Here is a 16,632-nt window from a genome sequence, read left to right as displayed (position 1 = left end):
TTCGCAAGAGATGCGATGGATGTCTGGTGATTTGTAGTCATAAATTTTAGTACCCACTTGTTTTTAAGTGGGGACTAAATTAAGGCTTATAGGATGAATTCATAAGGTGTGTTCAGCGGACGCTTACTCCTTAATTTGGTCCCCACTTAAAATAAGTGGAGACTTAATTCATGACTACAAATACTCATACATGGGACGTAAGAGCTAGCTGTTTGCAGGATCACTGTACAGTGGTCAACGAGCTGTGAACACATGATGCTTACAGTCAGCGAAACTGAATGGACTGGATCCGTATGCCTATATGAGTGATTTATTCAGTATTGATGATGCAAAATGACTTTATTGCACCAAAAATCAACGTGACTGAACTGGATGAAGGTGCAAAACCATTTGATATCGTGCTTGAAAATGTGACATAAAATTGAATACTATGATGAGTAACAGTTTCGGTTTTGGCGGTGTAAATGCATGTCTTGTTTTCAAAAAATTGAGAAGGCTAAGCTAAGAATTGTTGATCATTCGGCAACGGATGATCAACTTCTGCCACACTGCCCTTAAAAGGGTGAATAGATGGATGCTCCTTCTGATGCTTTCTTGTGGGTAAAAGCATTACATATTATTGCTGTAGTTTGCTGGTTCGCCGCTTTGTTCTACTTGCCACGTTTATATGTTTATCATGCGATGAGTGAAGATGCCACGAGTCATCAGCGTTTCCAGATTATGGAACGAAAGTTGTACCGCGGCATCATGTGGCCGTCAATGCTTGCCACTCTCATCACAGCGCATTTTTTAGTGGATTGGGGTGATGCAACTCGGCATTACCATGAAGCACTCTGGTTTTACCTGAAAGTTGGATTAGTGGGCTTACTGGTGATTTACCATTTTGTTTGTGGTTATTATCGTAAAAAACTGATGGAAAACCCGCATTACAAATCACATAAGTTTTGGCGTTTCTTTAATGAAATGCCAACGATTATTTTACTCGCAGTAGTGATTTTAGTAGTGGTTAAACCGCAGTTTTAATCCAGTTGATTTAAAAGTACATTCTCTCTATTAAATGAGGAATTTAAAACCTCCTCAAAAATAGAATCCCTCCATCTACAAAGCAGTGCTTTTCACCTTCATAAAAGGCAGGAGTAATTTATATCTAATGCTTTATATGATTAATGGCACTGTTGCAAATAGGGATCTGAGTCGATGATGTTCCCTTTAAAAAGTGCTTAGAGACCAAAAATTCTATTCACTAGATATACTTAACCCTGATGCTGACCATAAGAGAATGACGAAGCTTGTCCTTTATGTAGTGCACGCATGACTTCATTACCTTTAATTGTGGCATAAGGCGTCTTCATAGATTTGAATCCTAACGTGGCCCTAATGATCCGGTTTAGCTTGCCATGATCACATTCGATCACGTTATTTTTGTACTTAATCTGCCTGTGCTCAAGGTCTGGTGGACATTTTACTTCCCGTTTTAACCGTGATAAATCACCTCCATATGTGGGTGCTTTATCCGTGTTGATCACTTGTGGAATTTTCCACTTCTTCACATTATTTAAATTTTTTAAGAAAACAATAGGCTGATTTGGTATTACGTCTAGAAGAAAGATAAAAATCAATGGTATAGCCACGTTGATCGACTGCACGATACAGATAAGACCATCGTCCATTCACTTTTATATAAGTTTCATCAATATGCCATGAGCTCAGATCTGTAGGATTACGCCAATACCAGCGTAAGCATTTTTCTATTTCAGGAGCATAACGTTGAACCCAACTGGAAATAGCAGTGTGATCAACATTCACACCACGTTCGGCAAGCATTTCCTAAAGTTCACGATAGCTAATGCCATATTTACAATACCAGCGTACAGCCCAAAGAATGATCTCGCCCTGAAAATGCCGACCATGGAAGGGGTTCATATGCTGAACCTTTAGCTAAAAAACTATTTAGCTTACCATCAGCGGCTATTTGCAACAGTGCCTATGCCTATCTGAGCGATGTATTGAAAAGACTGCCGACACAGAAAATGAGCCAGATTGAAGAATTACTACCGCATAAGTGGAAGCCTTCCTGACTCAAGTAACTTTCACTGAAATCTTACACACACTATTGAATTTTATTAATTTTTTATAAAATATGCAGTACTAGACACGATAATACCCTCCAACCATTTCAATAAAAAGGAGAAAAGAAGCTTAAACAAGATACAATGTTATAACAAAAGGTTTATGGTTAATCATTAATTTCTATAATTTAATAAAATATCAAGCAACTCCACCTAAAAAAGGCGATAAAATGAAAAAATTAGTACAAGCCAGTTTTTTCACCTTCTCAACAGCAATTTTTATCTCACCAGTCATAGCTGCGCCTCAAGAGCGTTTACATAACAATTCATATAATCAAGCATATATGCATTCTCCTGCTGCAAATCAGAGCCAACAGCAGATGCAACAACGCCATCAGCAACAGATGCAGCAAGAAACTCAACAGCAAATGCCACAGCGTAATCAACAAGAGATTCGACAAGAAGTTCAGCAACGTCATCGTGAGATCGTACAGAATCAGATATTGAAACCATCCCGCGACTGGAAACCAGGACAAGCTTTACCATCCCGCTACTATGGTCAAGGCTATAGATTCGATTATAGAATGAATAAGAAACTTAGCAAACCTGAGAAAAATCAACAATGGATTCGTGTACATGGCGATTACATCCTGATTAATACAGTTAACCATCGTATTTTAAAAGTAGTTCCAGATTGATGCATTTAATCTGTTCACAAAAATAAGGGTTAATAACTACTAATTGAAATATATGCATTTCTATACTGATATTATCGTTATGAGTAGATTAGGGCCTGTCATCAATTAGCTTGAGAAAATCTAATCTGTCCTCATTATTTTTTCATGACTAAACGCTATGCATTAAGAGATGATCAGTGGGAACAGATTAAGGATCTGTTGCCCAGACGAGCGAGTACTGTTGGAGTAACTGCCAAAGACAACAGGCTATTTGTTAAAGCAGTATTGTATCGGTATCGTTCAGGTATTCCGTGGCGAGATTTACCAGAACGCTTTGGGGATTTTAGAGTCGTGCATACTCGCTTTAGCCGTTGGGCTAAAGCAGGCGTATGGCAGAAAGTTTTTGAAGTGCTGGCAAGGAATAGTGATAATGAATATGCCATGCTGGATTCAACCATTGTGCGCGCTCATCAACACAGTGCCGGAAAAAAAAGAACAGGCGATTGGACGCAGTAAAGGTGGCTTAAGTACCAAAATTCATGCTCGTATTGATGCTTTAGGCAACCCAACAGGATTTTATCTCACTGCCGGGCAGGTTCATGACTTAAATGGCGCTGATGTGCTGCTGGACTTATCGTTAAGTCAGACTTGGCTCATGGATAAAGCCTACAATTCCAAGGATCGGTTGATTGATCCAATCCATAAGATCAATGGTCAGATTGTGATGCCGTCCAAAAGTAACGCGATTGATCAGCGTGATTATGACCAACATCTTTATAAGGCAAGACATCTGATCGAGAACTTCTTCGCCAAGCTCAAGCAGTATCGAGGTATTGCTACACGCTATGATAAATTGGCTCAAAATTTCCTGTCAGCGATCTACCTTGCCTCAATCATGATATGGCTTAATTGATGACATGCCCTAGTAAATATTAATATAGCAGCTAAAGTGTTAGGCGTTTCCATTCAAACTTTAAGACGTTGGAATGAAAGCGGTGTTTTAGTTGCTAAAAGAATCCCAAATAATCACAGACGTTATGATCTGATTAAAATCACGCCTGAACAAATACACAGCTTATGTAAGAGTTTCAAGTCATGATCAAAAAGACGACCTGGAACGACAAAAGCAAGTTTTGGAAATGTATTGTGCAAGGCACTGTTGCAAATAGGGACCTAAGTCGATGATATTCGCTTCAAAAAAGCTTAGAGACCGAAAACCCTGTTGATTAGATACACTTCACCCTGAGGCTGACCATAATAAAATTACGAAGCTTATCCTTTACGTAGTGCACGCATGACTTCAATACCTTTAATTGTGGCATAAGCCATCTTCATAGATTTGAATCCTAATGTGGCCCTGATGATCCCTTTAGCTTGCCATAATTACATTCGATCACGTTATTTTTGTACTTAGCCTGCCTGTGCTCAAGGTCTGGTGGACATTTTCTTTCCTGTTTCATGATGTCAGCCTTTTTAATCATAAAATGGCCACAATTACAGGTACTGGTTTGGGTGTAGAATGAAGTGCAGCATTACTTCTTATTGAGCAAGCTGCTAAAGTAATTGTTTCAGATATTAATCTTGGTGTAGTTAGAAAAGTTGCGGAAAAAATCAAAGGTGTTAGTAGTCAATATACCATTGATAGTTTATATACTTCGCAATAATTTATATATTTTAATAGATGATAAAAAAGACCACGTGAAAACATGGTCTTTTTCTATTTTAGTTAAGATTATCCAGTACAAATTGAGGTGACTTTATAAATAGTTTGATTAAAGCCTGTGCCGAACTTGATGGATGGCGAACACCTCTTTCCCAACTTTCTAGTGTCCTTGGAGAGATACCAAGTTTAGATGCTAGTTCTTGTTGAGAGATATTCATTTTTTTGCGTGCTCTAATAATTTCTTGAGCTAATGTTAAATTAACAATGAATGGAAAATCATAATTAATATTCACATGCTGCTGTTGAAGTAGATTCATAGGTGTATCCTCTTCTTTTTACATAGCTAATAAGAAAGCTGAAGCAGAAACCTAAAGCTCATAGCAATTGCTAATGAACTTAGTAAATCGACTAACCATAAAAAGATAAACCACTGAAATTGTGATAATTTCATTAATAACTCCTTTAATGGTAACCCTCATCGCCAACACTGACTTTATCCCTAAATACCCAATAAGCCATGATGGTGTAAATGATGATAATTGGGATCAAAATCAGTGCACCGATCAGCGCGAACAACTGACTATTGGCTGGTGCAGAAGCATCCCAAATCGTCACTGATGGAGGAATTACATAAGGGAATATGCTAATTAGAAAGCCTGTATATGCCAAAAATATCAGTGCCAATGTGTATAAGAAAGGCATTGATTCATGATGCTTTTGACAAGCTTTAATGGTAGTATCTTCAACTAATTAAATTTCAAAACAATAAATAATTGCCAATAAATTTAGACAGCAAAAGAAAAAGGAGGTGCTCGGCCTTGAGGAATAAGAAATAATTGCTTTAAAAGAAAGAAGATATGGAAATAAGCTTCTTTAAAAGCTAAAAAACGAACTTGAATTCTAACGAGAACTTCTTTAACACCGATGTCTGGTAGTGGAACGACATGTGCGTAAACAACACAGTACTGACATTGATGATTCGTATCGTGATGATGACTGTACGAAGTTTTTTGTTCTAGATGTGCATTATTAGGCTTTTCAGGTTCATGATTAGCTAAACTCAAGTCTCGATGAGAGTAATTATGCGAATGATCTGAGCTATGCAGATCATGAGAAGTATCTAATTGAAGTGCATGGACAATAGTTTCACAGACTGGAGAAATTTGATATTTCTCTGGGAGTAAAGGCTGTATAAAAACAGCAATCTGCAACAAGATTGCCCCAAAAGCTAGCAATCTACCTAAAACCATGATCACTTAGATGGTCTCAATTATCCAAGTAAGAATATTCGATTCTAGCAGAATTAATATTTATTAAAAGTATGTAGTATTAATTTAAGAGTTTTGATTTTAATTTAGCCTAATAATTTTTATAATAAAGTAAAAATAAAAAATATCTATATAAGTATTTGATTTTAATCTGAATTAATTCAGATTAAAATCGTGCATGATTAATTTTGCTTTTAAAAAATAATGATTAAAGTTCAGAAAGTAAAGTATATGGAAGAATTTTTCCTACATTGTAGGGATTTTATTTAAATATCTTTTACTAACCTGAATAGCGGATAAGCAATTGACTTGAAAAAGAGAAGGGCTAGAGTTGTACTAGCTCACCTTTTGCGTAGGTGTGGCGAGTATGTCAATTGTTCTGTGGGGTATCGCCGGGTAGCAATAAGGGCATCTGCGATATGTACTTTTTGCCTGGGCAATCTCTAAGGCATCTTTGATAATTTTTACTTCTACAGTTTTACGACCCAGCATTTGCTTAAGCCTCGAAAAAATTGAATTTTCAAATTTAATCAGATCTTAAGAACTTGATTTTACCCTGAGGGAAAATATTTTTGAGGGTAGATCAGTGAGTCAGCAAGTGAGTGTATTACGAAATAAAAAACTATTTATCAGTATTTGCACATTGGTCTTGGTGATTTTAGGAATTTGGTGGGGCAGCAGTTTACTACTAAATAAAAATAAAGCGGAAAAATCAAAGACACAAAATGTAGTCGCCAATGAAACAGAGACAATAGATGTGTCTGGTAATCAGATTTTAATTTCGCCCACACAGATTCAACAAGCAGGTATTCAATTACAAACTTTAGGACAAGCGACAAGAGATGTACAACTCGCCCTGACTTTGCAGGGGCAAGCGCAGTGGTCACCTCAAAGTAAAGTGGTCTTAACGAGTCCTGTAGCGGGTATAGTGCAACAGGTACTAGTGCAACCTTTAGCCGAAGTTGGTCTCCATAGTCCTGTACTGGCTATTCACAGTCCCGATTTAATTCAGATTCAAAATGAAATTTTACAAATTCGTGCACAACTGCAATTAGCCAGCCAAAATTTGGCACGTGAACGCAGTTTATATGCAGAAGGGATTATTGCTGAAAAACGTGTACAGGAAGCCCAGAATGTAGTGCAACGACTGAATATTGATCTGAATGCCAAGCAACGCATGTTGCAGTTTATGGGCGGAAGTAGCAGTCAGGGATTGAATCCCGTGGTGTATGTCAAAAGTCCAGCCAGAGGCAGTGTAGAAAGTTTACAGGTATCTGCAGGTCAGTATGTAGAAACCGGTGCAGTACTGGGCCAGTTGGTGAATAGTGATCTACCTTTGCAATTAATGCTGCAAGCCCCTTTAGCGGATAGCAAATATATCCAGATTGGCGATTTGGTCAAAGTTGAGGGGTGTGAAATTACCGGGCAGGTACAACAAATTGCACCAGCACTTTCAGGCAATACGCAATCTCAAAATGTTCTAGTCCAAATGCAGGCCAAGGATAACTGTTTAAAAGTACAACAGTTTGTTAAAGCGAATATTCAAAGCCATAACCCGACAACAAAAACCGCATGGGTAATACCGAGTGCTGCCTTAACTTTAAAAGATAACAAGCACTTCATTTTTATCAAGAACCAAAATGGTTTCGTGGCAACGCCTGTGGAACTGGTGGGGGCGAACCAGCAGCAAAGTCATGTGATTGGAAATGCATTAAAACCTGGAATTCAAGTTGCTGTGCGGGGTGTCGAACGTCTAAAAGCCGTTTGGTCAGGTTTCGGTGCAGAGCAGGCACCACCTGCCAGCAGTAGCACTGCGGTGAATTGAGGTTAGGCACATGTTAAAACGTATTATTGCATTTTCACTGAGTCAACGAATCCTAATGCTGTTATTGGGTATGGCAATCAGTGTTGCGGGTTATTTGGCATTTACCAAATTGCCGATTGATGCCTTTCCCGATGTATCAAGCACACAGGTTCAAATTGTGATGAAATCTCCTGGCATGACGCCAGAAGAGGTGGAAAGCCGTATTGTGGTACCGATAGAACAGGAAATGTTGGGAATCCCTCATCAAACTGTACTACGTTCACAATCTAAATATGCTATTGCAATCATTACCCTGGATTTTGCAGAAGGGACAGATCCTTATTGGGCCCGACAACAGGTCAATGAGCGTTTGACTGGAGTCATGTCAGCTTTGCCTGGCAATGCCTCTGGCGGGATTGCGCCTATGACGACGCCATTAGGTGAATCTTTTATGTTCACTTTACATGGTCCTATGAGTGATATGGAAAAACGAACCTTGCTCGATCGGGTCGTCCGTCCACAGCTCAGAAAAATTGAAGGGGTAGCGGATGTCAATGTCCTGGGTGGTTTGGCACGTACCTTTGAAGTGACACCTAACCTGGATGCTCTGGCATCGAGAGGTCTATCTCTTGATCAGTTAAAACAAGCAATTGAATTAAATAATGCAAGTGACGGTGCGGGGCGTCTGAATGAAAATGGAGAATCATTACTGATTCGTAGCGATAGTCGTGTCACCAATTTACAAGAGCTGGGTGAGATTATTGTTTCCAATCATCAGGGGACGCTGGTGCAAGTGAAGGATGTCGCCGATGTTCATACCGGTGCCCTTACCCGTTACGGAGCGGTAACCGAAAATGGTCAGGGTGAAGCTGTTGAAGGGATTGTCCTCACCTTAAAAGGCGCCAATGCACGTCAGGTTGTGCAAAGTGTGCGTGAACATTTGCATGACATTGAGAAAAACTTACCCCCGGGCGTTACGATCAAGCCTTTTTATGACCGTGGTGAACTGGTGAATCGTGCCATTCATACCGTGAGTAAAACCTTGGTCGAGGCGATTGTATTGGTCCTGATTTTATTGCTGTTGTTTTTAGGCAATTTAAGAGCCGCTTTGGTGGTTGCCGCGATTTTACCTTTATCTGCGTTGAGTACTTTCTTAATGATGCGTCAGTTTGGATTAAGTGCCAACCTGATGTCATTGGGTGGTTTAACCATTGCCATTGGTTTGCTGGTCGATGCGGCGGTTGTGGTGGTTGAAAATATCGAAATGCAACTGGCAGATGCACACGAGTCCAAACACCGTTCGTTTTTACCCCCGCTGAATGTCATTTATCGCGCAGTTTGTGAGGTGGCGGTGCCGGTGACTGCAGGAATGATCATTATTATGCTGGTCTTCATTCCGTTAATGACGTTGCAAGGTCTGGAAGGGAAGCTTTTCTCTCCAGTGGCACTGACCATTGTCTTTGCATTGTCGAGCTCACTGATTTTTTCATTAACGATTATTCCGGTGCTGTGTTCCTATTTTTTAAAATCTCAAGCACATCACACGCCGTATATTGTTGCTAAGCTGGAACAGGCATATAGCAAGGTGTTAAATGCAAGTTTGGCCCATCCGAAACGTGTTTATGCTTTGGCCGGAGGTGCTTTGGTGGTTGCTGCACTCATTTTTCCACTCATTGGTAAGTCCTTTATGCCAACCATGGATGAAGGTGACACCATATTGCAGCTGGAAAAAATGCCATCGATCAGCCTGCAAAATTCGATTGCACTTGATCTGGACATTCAAAGAAGAATTCTAAAACAAGTTCCAGAAGTGGCCCGCATTGTGGCAAGAACCGGTTCGGATGAACTGGGCCTTGACCCTATGGGCTTAAATGAAACCGATAGCTTTGTCATTTTGAAACCGCAAGATCAGTGGCAGGGACAAAGTAAGGAGCAGATTTTAGCCAAAATTCGCCATGTATTGGCCGATGTTCCTGGGGTCAATCTCACCTTTAGTCAGCCGATTGAAATGCGGACTTCAGAAATGTTATCGGGTGTACGTGGAGATTTGGCCGTCAAAATTTTTGGTACCGATTTAGATCAGCTGAATCAGCTGTCTAAGCAAATCTCTACCGTTCTACAAGGGATCAAAGGCAGTGAAGATGTCATGACTTTGGAAAATTCTGGGGTGCAATATCAGGAATTACGTATTCGTCGTGATATGGCTGTCCGCAATCAGTTAGATAGTCAGAGCATACAGGCACAACTCAAAATGCTCATTGAAGGGCAGCAGATTAGTTCGATTATTGAACAGGGGCGACCAGTTCCATTGATGATGAAAGGTGATCCACGTCTGGGACAATCCAGTTTTGCCCTCGCGAACATGAATTTACCTGTTGCAAACTCAGCGGCTGTACCGTTGTCCTCTTTAGCAGAAATGGTCAAGACTGAAGGCGTCGTCAAAATTGACAGGGAAAATGCTTCAAGAATGTCCGTTGTCCGTGCCAATGTGCGTGACCGGGATCTGGTTGGTTTTGTCGAGGAAGCAAAACAGCAGGTTGCCCAGAAAGTTAAATTACCGGCCGGCTATTCATTGAAATGGGGTGGACAGTTTGAAAATCAACAACGTGCAGCAGCGCGTCTGATGCTGGTTGTCCCTGCAGCGTTGACCATGATTTTCTTCCTGCTCTTTACAACTTTAGGGTCTGTTCGTCAGGCAGTACTGGTTTTTGTGAATATTCCCTTTGCTTTAATTGGGGGAGTCGTAGCCTTAGCCATTACCGGTGAATATTTATCGGTACCTGCTTCTGTTGGGTTTATTGCATTAATGGGGATTGCCGTACTGAATGGTTTGGTGATGATCGGTTATTTTAACCAGCTCATTTCACGCGGCGTTGCAATTGAAGAAGTGGTTCGTGAGGGGGCGATGCGACGTTTACGTCCAGTAATGATGACTGCAAGTATCGCGGCTTTGGGTTTAATTCCCTTGCTCTTTACCACTGGGCCAGGTGCTGAAATTCAGCGTCCATTGGCGATCGTGGTGATTGGGGGATTAATTTCCTGCACCTTACTGACGCTGATTTTACTTCCTAACTTGTTCAAACAATTTGGTTTAGTGCGAGATACTCATGTCTGAAATGTGCCAACTCTCTATCAACATCTCCAGTGATATTGCGGAAGAATTAATGAGCCATTTATGGCTTATTCCCGAGATTGTGACAGGATGTACCTGTATCCCGGCACAAGGTTTCGGCAGCCGCCAACATTATCGCAACATTCAAGAAAAAATTCGGGGTGCAACTGAGCGTAATTTGATTCTGTTGATTTTACCCCTCGCAACTGTACCTTTAGTTTTAGCCCATATCCAAAAGAAATTTAAATCAAGTGACTGTTTCTATTGGGTATTACCAACCATAACATCGGGTTATGCTGGTCAAGGAGAAGTGAACGAATGAAACCAGAGATAGCGACTCAACCCCGTTTGCTGGGTAAAGCCTTACGTTTACTGGGCTTGGGCTGTTGTGTGATGATGACTTCTGTCGTATCCGCGGAACCCGCTTTGGATCAAGTCTTGCCGCAACTCGATGCGGTCAAACAGAGCTTGTTACAGCATCCAACTGTTCGATCGGCAGTTTCGGACCAGGACTATGCCAATTTTGCAGGACAGGGGCTAAAACTGGGCCATCCCTGGACCGTGCGTGCAGGCATGCAGCTTCGTAACAGCAACGCCCAGGATGGTCAAACAAAGTCCAATAGTTATGAGCCGAGCTTTGGTATTGAAAAGCAGATTCGTTTGCCTGGCAAATACGAGCTGGATCAGGATTTGGCACAACGAGGGATGAGTATTGCGGAATTAAAATATGAAGATGCCAAACATGAAGTTGCCAAAAATTTGCTAAATCAGTGGTTTGCATATATGCGCAGTGCTTTGCAATTGACGCGTTTAGAGGAACAGCAAGCAAGAATACAGCACTATATGCAAATGACCCAGCAGCGTATTCGTGCTGGAGATGCCCCACGACTGGAACTGATGCTACTTAGCAATGAATCGCGGCAAATCGAAGAGCAATATATGCAGGCTAAAACAGCTTACTATCAAGCACAGCAGTTATTGTCACGTGATTATCAGGGAAATATTCCAGAACACTGGAGCAGTGATGTCATCAAAATTCGACCACTCGAATATACACAGACTGAATGGATACAGCAGGTTTTGTCTGCCAACCATGAGCTTGAGCTGGTTAAAACACAGGCAGCACAGCAAGATGCATTAGTCAAAAGAGAGCAACTCAATCGGGTACCTAATCCTACGGTCGGAGTGGGCTATAGTCGTGAACAGTCTGGCGTTGAAAACTTGATGAGTGTGAGCGTTTCAATTCCACTCGCCAGTCGGCAAGTGCGTATAGCTTCTGGTATGGCCATGGCGGAAGCTCAAAAGGCCAATTTTGAGATCGGACGAGTAGAAAACCGTTTGCGTCAGGAAACGCAATACTGGTTTACGCAGATGGAGTCGGCAACTGTACGGAGTGAGCAGGCTCAACAGAATTTGGCACAGTTACAGCAACAACATGGATTGATGCAAAAAGCATATAAGCTTGGTGAATTGAGTTTAAATGAACTGTTACTTCATTCACAGCAACTGGTTGATGCGCGCGGTCGAATTGATCAAGCCAAAATTGATTATGCAGAAAGCTTGAGTTTACTATTGCTGAATTCGCATCAGTTATGGCCTTTACATGAGGATCATCAGGCAGAGTAAAATAGTAGAGTGCTGATATATCAATGCCTTGTATGATCATTATTCGGTTGGTGTTCTGTCTTTCTTGGGCCAGAGTACCTGCCGCTTTCACAGAAATAAATATAGGCTTATAAGTAGCAGAATGAGAAGGTAGCTCAGACGTGAGAATATTGTTAGTTGAAGACGATGCCTTACTGGCTAAGGCGACAGCACGGGGCTTAGATCATGAAAATTTTGTGGTCGATATCGCCACCACAGCAGAGCAAGCCTATCATTTTTTGGCGAGTTATGATTATCAGTTTATTTTGCTTGATTTAGGTTTGCCAGACCGGAATGGATTGGAAGTTTTAAAGTCACTGCGCCGTAAAAAGAATAAAGTAGGCGTTATTATTCTGACTGCTCAGGATAAAATTCAGGAGCGTATTTCAGGTTTGGATGCAGGAGCAGATGATTTTGTAGTTAAGCCATATGATTTGTATGAAGTCATTGCACGGATTCAAGCGGTATTGCGCCGTATTTCAGGTGAAGTGAGTGATTTGATTCAGATTGGCAATATTGCAGTTAATAAAGCGACCAAACAGGTACTGAGAGATCAAACTGAAGTTGAATTAACTCAGAAAGAATTTCACTTGCTGGAACTCTTTATTCTTAACCGTGGCCGGATTATTTCACGGGAGAGCATAGAAAACTCATTTTATGCCTATGATGCGGATGTAAGCAGCAATGTGATCCAGGTCTATATTCATAATTTACGGCGCAAGCTTGGAAAAAACATTGTCCGTACAGTACAGGGTTTTGGCTATATTATGGATGAAAATTATTGATGGCCAATTTCATCCGCAGTTATTCATTGACCCGGCGTCTCTCATTGATTTTACTGGTTATCACCGCCACTGTCTGGGTGGGTAGTCTAGGCTGTATCTACTGGGGAATGCAGCGCACGGCGAACAATATCTTTGATAAATCACTGGTCGAAACCGCCCATGCTTTACTCTCGACCACTTCAAGTTCACTGGAAGGGCGAATCCCTGACCATACTGTCATCGAGAAAGCTCAAGGTGAGCATTATAATCAGATTATATTTCAGATTTGGCATCGTAATGGCAAGTTGATTTATCGTTCGGTTGGCGTGGACACACACCCCTTTGTTCAGCAAGCCAACTTTGGCTGGATTAAAATTCACAATCAAACCTATCGCAGTTATTCGGTTTGGGACAGCACTCACACTATACAAGTACAAATTGCACAGGTCTGGACCATCCGTCAGGATATCCAGAGAGATATGCTACTATTTTTAATAGTGGTTTCAGCATTTTTTTTACCATTATTGTCCTGGCTGATTTTGCAGACCGTACGTAGCAATTTGTCCACTGTATTCAGTATCAGTCAAAATCTGGAAAAGCAGTCGATTGAACATTTAAAACCCATCAACCCTGTCGTGCCCAAAGAAATCGAACCTTTGGTGAAGTCATTAAATACATTATTGAGTGAAGTTGCAGAAAGCATGCAACGTGAAAAACGTTTTACCTCAAATGCAGCCCATGAGTTACGTACACCTTTGGCGGCGATCCGTTTGCATGCACAAGTTTTGCAGAGTGCACGTTCTACTGAGGAGGCACGAGAAGCAGCAGAGGACATTATCATTGGCATTGATAAGGCCTCACGAATGATCACGCAGTTACTGACCTTGGCCCGGATAGAACCCAATGGTCAACAAATTCAAGGCCCGGTTGATCTGGTTAATATGATTCAAAGTACCCTTGCGATGATGGATTTTCAGCTTCGTCAGGCAAAGATTGACTTACAGCTACAACTGGAGTCAGCCCTGGTCATGGCACAAATGGATCAATTGGAAATTATGCTCCGTAATCTTTTAGAAAATGCCATTATCTATCGTAGCCAGGAACGTCCGTGTCTCATTAAAATTAGTTGTGGCTGTGTTGAAAATTATAGTTTTGTGCAGATTGAGGACAATGGAATCGGTTTGGATGAAGCACAAATACCTCTGATTTTTCAAAGATTTTATCGAGTGAATCAGAACAGTACAGTTATTGGCAGTGGTCTAGGCTTATCGATTGTTAAGCAAATTGTCGATTTATATCACGGAAAAGTTGAGTTACGTCGGACAAATGCTATTGGTGGTCTTATGGTTAGGATTGAATTTAACCAGCAGAACTAAATAATGACGCTATTTAATGGGCTGAGAACTAGTTTTCAAAATTGAAGATTGGGGTGCCATAACTACTTATGGCTATATAGCGACAGAGGTAAAAAAGCCTACTGTCCTACACTCATATATTGCAGCATAAGTCTGATAAAAGCAGTAATATAACTTATGCCACTTAAAGTGAGGGTGATATTAGAGTCTGTAACTCATTTTGTGTAAGTCCGATTTTTTATAAATGATCATTTAATCAACCATCGAAATGAATAGTAAATCAATTCATTGCTTAAAGTCATGAGTAGTAATGCCACATAAGATTGGCAATGTCTATTTCTTAGCAGGATTTAATGTTACGAAGTAAATTACTTCTTTCTTCACAGAATCATCGGAAGAAAAGATTTTTCTTTTCTTGATTGACGGATCACACTATTCAATGACTCATTTGTATAAATTGTATGATGTACTTTAGCAGGATAGCTAATGTCTCCTCTGATACAATGGTTTTCCCTGAAGGTAGTATATGTCACAAATTCACCAATCTTTACATAATGTAAAAGTCTTTTGGAAGCACAATAAGGGTTCATCAGATACTTAAAATAGCGTCCAGTAATTATCCAGTCTTTAATAAAACTTTCTCTATCTCTAAAATCAAATTTTTTTCTAAAAGTGATTTATGTAAATCTTTTTCTGTGAGCAATTGAGAATGAATAAAGCGTAAATCATCTTGGGACAATGTATCCCATTGATTAGGCTTTAAGTATTCTGATTTTTGGGGTATTAATTTAACAATATCACTTGATGAATAGCTATCAGCAGATAATAAGTTAAAAATAATTGGAATAATCTGTTGGCGTGAAGCTGTCGGCTGCTCTTGATATGCAGTCTTGATACATTCGATCAGGTGTTGGGGCTTATATTCATCTTTGAACATAGTATAAATACGACGCTCATCCTCAGTAACCAATTGTCTAAAAAAATCTTCTGATGATTTATCAACAGGTATACTTTTGATTTTTTGTTGAAGATCAAAAATTTTACGATCCATATCAGGGATAACTAAATCAGAATAGCGTGAAATTTTCTCAATATTTCCTGATCGTAATGCATCTAGCATGGGGTGTACAGGTTTCAATTCTTCATTATAAATTTGTTGCAGCAGCTTAGATGTAATTCGTTCCTTATTTGTTGCAATAGCTCTTAATTGGGCAAGAACAAATAACTTAACTACAATATCAATAATGCCTTGGCTCAAGTCATACCAAATATGTCGAATATCATCTGATAGGAACTCATCTCTTTGGTTAAGTAATTGCTGTTTCCAAAGCTTATCTGTAAAAGCTATCCATTCAGGGTTAAGCTGATTATCAATGTATTCTTGTAATGGCTCCCAGAAAATAGCTCCAAAACCAGCTCCTCTACGTGCTGAGCGAAAGTCAGCCTCAAAAATTTCTCTGGCTTTAGGTGTACCAATTAACATGATAGGTACACCAATAGTATTTACCATTGTGACAAAGAAATTTAACATCTCTTGAGGGCCACCAGATTTTGAGCGACTTAAATGCTGGATCTCATCAATGACCAATAGCCCTAATGCATGAGCATTCGCTAGTTGTGACATTTTAGTGAGTAATGCCTGAATGTTGTAGCGTTTTAGCCCATATTGCTTCTCATATTGAGTATCAAGGACTTGATCTAATGCTCGGAAGAAATTTAAGCAAATTTCTTTTAAGGAACCATTATGTGAACAATCAATTTTTAGGTAAACGACTTGCTCAATATTTAGATCAGGGTGATAAATAACTTGAGGATAGGCTGAAAGAGTTCTAATTAATGACGTCGTTTTTCCGTATCCAGAACAGCCAATCAGAACCATACTTTGAGCTGTTGATTTCACACTTTCAAATCTAAAAGCTTGAAGATCACCTTTCTGTATGCGCTCGTATCCGTTTTGTAGGTGTTTTTGAAGATCACCTGTACGTGGATTCCTTCCGACATACCCTCCACGAATCATCAATGAGATTCTTTCTGTTAAAAGGATGTGGTTATTAAGTGGTTGGAAAAACTCATCACTAAGACGAGCAATTGAATGGGAGCGGACGACTCGTGGGGCATTGAGATCTTGAAGAGAAGGGTCTGAACTAGATCTTAAATGACGAGTCTGAGTATAAGCTTCCAGTAAAGGAGGTAAAGCTTCAATGAATGGGTTGCCCTTATAGGCAGGAACACCTGTATCTTGGTAAACAGCTTGAACTTTTAACGGATGCATGAAA

General features: G+C 40.2%; 11 protein-coding genes and 9 pseudogenes. 13 read left to right on the top strand and 7 right to left on the bottom strand.

Annotated elements, in window-relative coordinates; all coding sequences use genetic code 11:
* Nucleotides 1-208: 208 nt before the first annotated feature.
* From AC07E5_RS12490 to hemJ, 3 genes and pseudogenes are all read left to right on the top strand, one after another.
* A pseudogene (locus tag AC07E5_RS12490) lies at nt 209-313 on the top strand (transposase domain-containing protein); the annotation flags it as partial.
* Nucleotides 309-505: pseudogene (locus AC07E5_RS12485) on the top strand (beta-ketoacyl-ACP synthase I); the annotation flags it as partial. The pseudogenes AC07E5_RS12490 and AC07E5_RS12485, both read left to right, overlap by 5 nt.
* Nucleotides 506-570: 65 nt before the next feature.
* Nucleotides 571-1,023 (top strand): protoporphyrinogen oxidase HemJ, encoded by a 453-nt coding sequence (gene hemJ, locus AC07E5_RS12480; protein ID WP_498625578.1) that lies wholly within the window; start codon nt 571-573, stop codon nt 1,021-1,023.
* Nucleotides 1,024-1,253: 230 nt separating this feature from the next.
* On the opposite strand, the pseudogene AC07E5_RS12475 reads toward hemJ, so the two are convergent.
* A pseudogene (locus AC07E5_RS12475) lies at nt 1,254-1,923 on the bottom strand (IS6 family transposase).
* Nucleotides 1,924-1,985: 62 nt separating this feature from the next.
* On the opposite strand from AC07E5_RS12475, the pseudogene AC07E5_RS12470 reads away from it, so the two are divergent.
* The 4 genes and pseudogenes from AC07E5_RS12470 to AC07E5_RS12455 all read left to right on the top strand — a co-directional run.
* Nucleotides 1,986-2,078 (top strand): annotated as a pseudogene (locus AC07E5_RS12470) (transposase domain-containing protein); the annotation flags it as partial.
* Between the two features lie 221 nt (nt 2,079-2,299).
* Nucleotides 2,300-2,767 (top strand): RcnB family protein, encoded by a 468-nt coding sequence (locus AC07E5_RS12465; protein ID WP_086194908.1) that lies wholly within the window; start codon nt 2,300-2,302, stop codon nt 2,765-2,767.
* 144 nt (nt 2,768-2,911) lie between these two features.
* A pseudogene (locus AC07E5_RS12460) lies at nt 2,912-3,659 on the top strand (IS5 family transposase).
* 18 nt (nt 3,660-3,677) lie between these two features.
* Nucleotides 3,678-3,900: pseudogene (locus tag AC07E5_RS12455) on the top strand (IS607 family transposase); the annotation flags it as partial.
* A 109-nt stretch (nt 3,901-4,009) separates the two neighbouring features.
* Here the strand turns inward: AC07E5_RS12455 and AC07E5_RS12450 are convergent.
* The 4 genes and pseudogenes from AC07E5_RS12450 to AC07E5_RS12435 all read right to left on the bottom strand — a co-directional run.
* Nucleotides 4,010-4,206, bottom strand: a pseudogene (locus AC07E5_RS12450) (DDE-type integrase/transposase/recombinase); the annotation flags it as partial.
* A gap of 262 nt (nt 4,207-4,468) precedes the next feature.
* Nucleotides 4,469-4,726, bottom strand: a complete 258-nt coding sequence (locus AC07E5_RS12445) for a helix-turn-helix domain-containing protein (protein WP_143222627.1) — start codon at nt 4,724-4,726, stop codon at nt 4,469-4,471.
* Nucleotides 4,727-4,871: 145 nt separating this feature from the next.
* Nucleotides 4,872-5,144, bottom strand: a pseudogene (locus tag AC07E5_RS12440) (cytochrome d ubiquinol oxidase subunit II); the annotation flags it as partial.
* A 50-nt stretch (nt 5,145-5,194) separates the two neighbouring features.
* Entirely contained in the window at nt 5,195-5,659 is a 465-nt protein-coding gene (locus AC07E5_RS12435) for a DUF2946 family protein (RefSeq protein ID WP_086194907.1), read from the bottom strand.
* Nucleotides 5,660-6,263: 604 nt separating this feature from the next.
* On the opposite strand from AC07E5_RS12435, the gene AC07E5_RS12430 reads away from it, so the two are divergent.
* From AC07E5_RS12430 to AC07E5_RS12405, 6 genes are all read left to right on the top strand, one after another.
* A complete protein-coding gene (locus tag AC07E5_RS12430; protein WP_130132618.1) occupies nt 6,264-7,502 on the top strand; it encodes an efflux RND transporter periplasmic adaptor subunit in 1,239 nt (412 codons plus the stop codon).
* A 10-nt stretch (nt 7,503-7,512) separates the two neighbouring features.
* Nucleotides 7,513-10,596: an efflux RND transporter permease subunit gene (locus tag AC07E5_RS12425; protein ID WP_086194905.1), complete on the top strand. Its 3,084-nt coding sequence runs from the start codon at nt 7,513-7,515 to the stop codon at nt 10,594-10,596.
* Nucleotides 10,589-10,915, top strand: a complete 327-nt coding sequence (locus tag AC07E5_RS12420; RefSeq protein WP_016165445.1) for a DUF3240 family protein — start codon at nt 10,589-10,591, stop codon at nt 10,913-10,915. The genes AC07E5_RS12425 and AC07E5_RS12420 overlap by 8 nt, the downstream gene beginning before the upstream one ends.
* On the top strand, nt 10,912-12,219 hold the full coding sequence (locus AC07E5_RS12415) for a TolC family protein (RefSeq protein ID WP_104442406.1): 1,308 nt from the start codon (nt 10,912-10,914) through the stop codon (nt 12,217-12,219). The genes AC07E5_RS12420 and AC07E5_RS12415 overlap by 4 nt, the downstream gene beginning before the upstream one ends.
* Before the next feature lie 140 nt (nt 12,220-12,359).
* Nucleotides 12,360-13,022 carry a response regulator gene (locus AC07E5_RS12410; protein WP_498625576.1) on the top strand — a complete coding sequence of 221 codons (663 nt, stop codon included), beginning with the start codon at nt 12,360-12,362 and terminating at the stop codon, nt 13,020-13,022.
* The gene (locus tag AC07E5_RS12405) at nt 13,022-14,377 is read left to right on the top strand and encodes an ATP-binding protein (protein ID WP_498625575.1); all 1,356 of its coding nucleotides are present in this window, start codon (nt 13,022-13,024) and stop codon (nt 14,375-14,377) included. The genes AC07E5_RS12410 and AC07E5_RS12405 overlap by 1 nt, the downstream gene beginning before the upstream one ends.
* Nucleotides 14,378-14,692: 315 nt before the next feature.
* On the opposite strand, the pseudogene AC07E5_RS12400 reads toward AC07E5_RS12405, so the two are convergent.
* Together AC07E5_RS12400 and AC07E5_RS12395 are read right to left on the bottom strand one after the other, a co-directional pair.
* A pseudogene (locus AC07E5_RS12400) lies at nt 14,693-14,910 on the bottom strand (IS256 family transposase); the annotation flags it as partial.
* A gap of 62 nt (nt 14,911-14,972) precedes the next feature.
* A complete protein-coding gene (locus AC07E5_RS12395; RefSeq protein ID WP_111860830.1) occupies nt 14,973-16,628 on the bottom strand; it encodes an AAA family ATPase in 1,656 nt (551 codons plus the stop codon).
* Between the last annotated feature and the right edge of the window lie 4 nt (nt 16,629-16,632).

This window comes from Acinetobacter seohaensis, assembly GCF_056431365.1.
The sequence above is the reverse complement of the archived record's forward strand: the minus strand, read 5'-3'. Positions and strand labels throughout refer to the sequence as shown.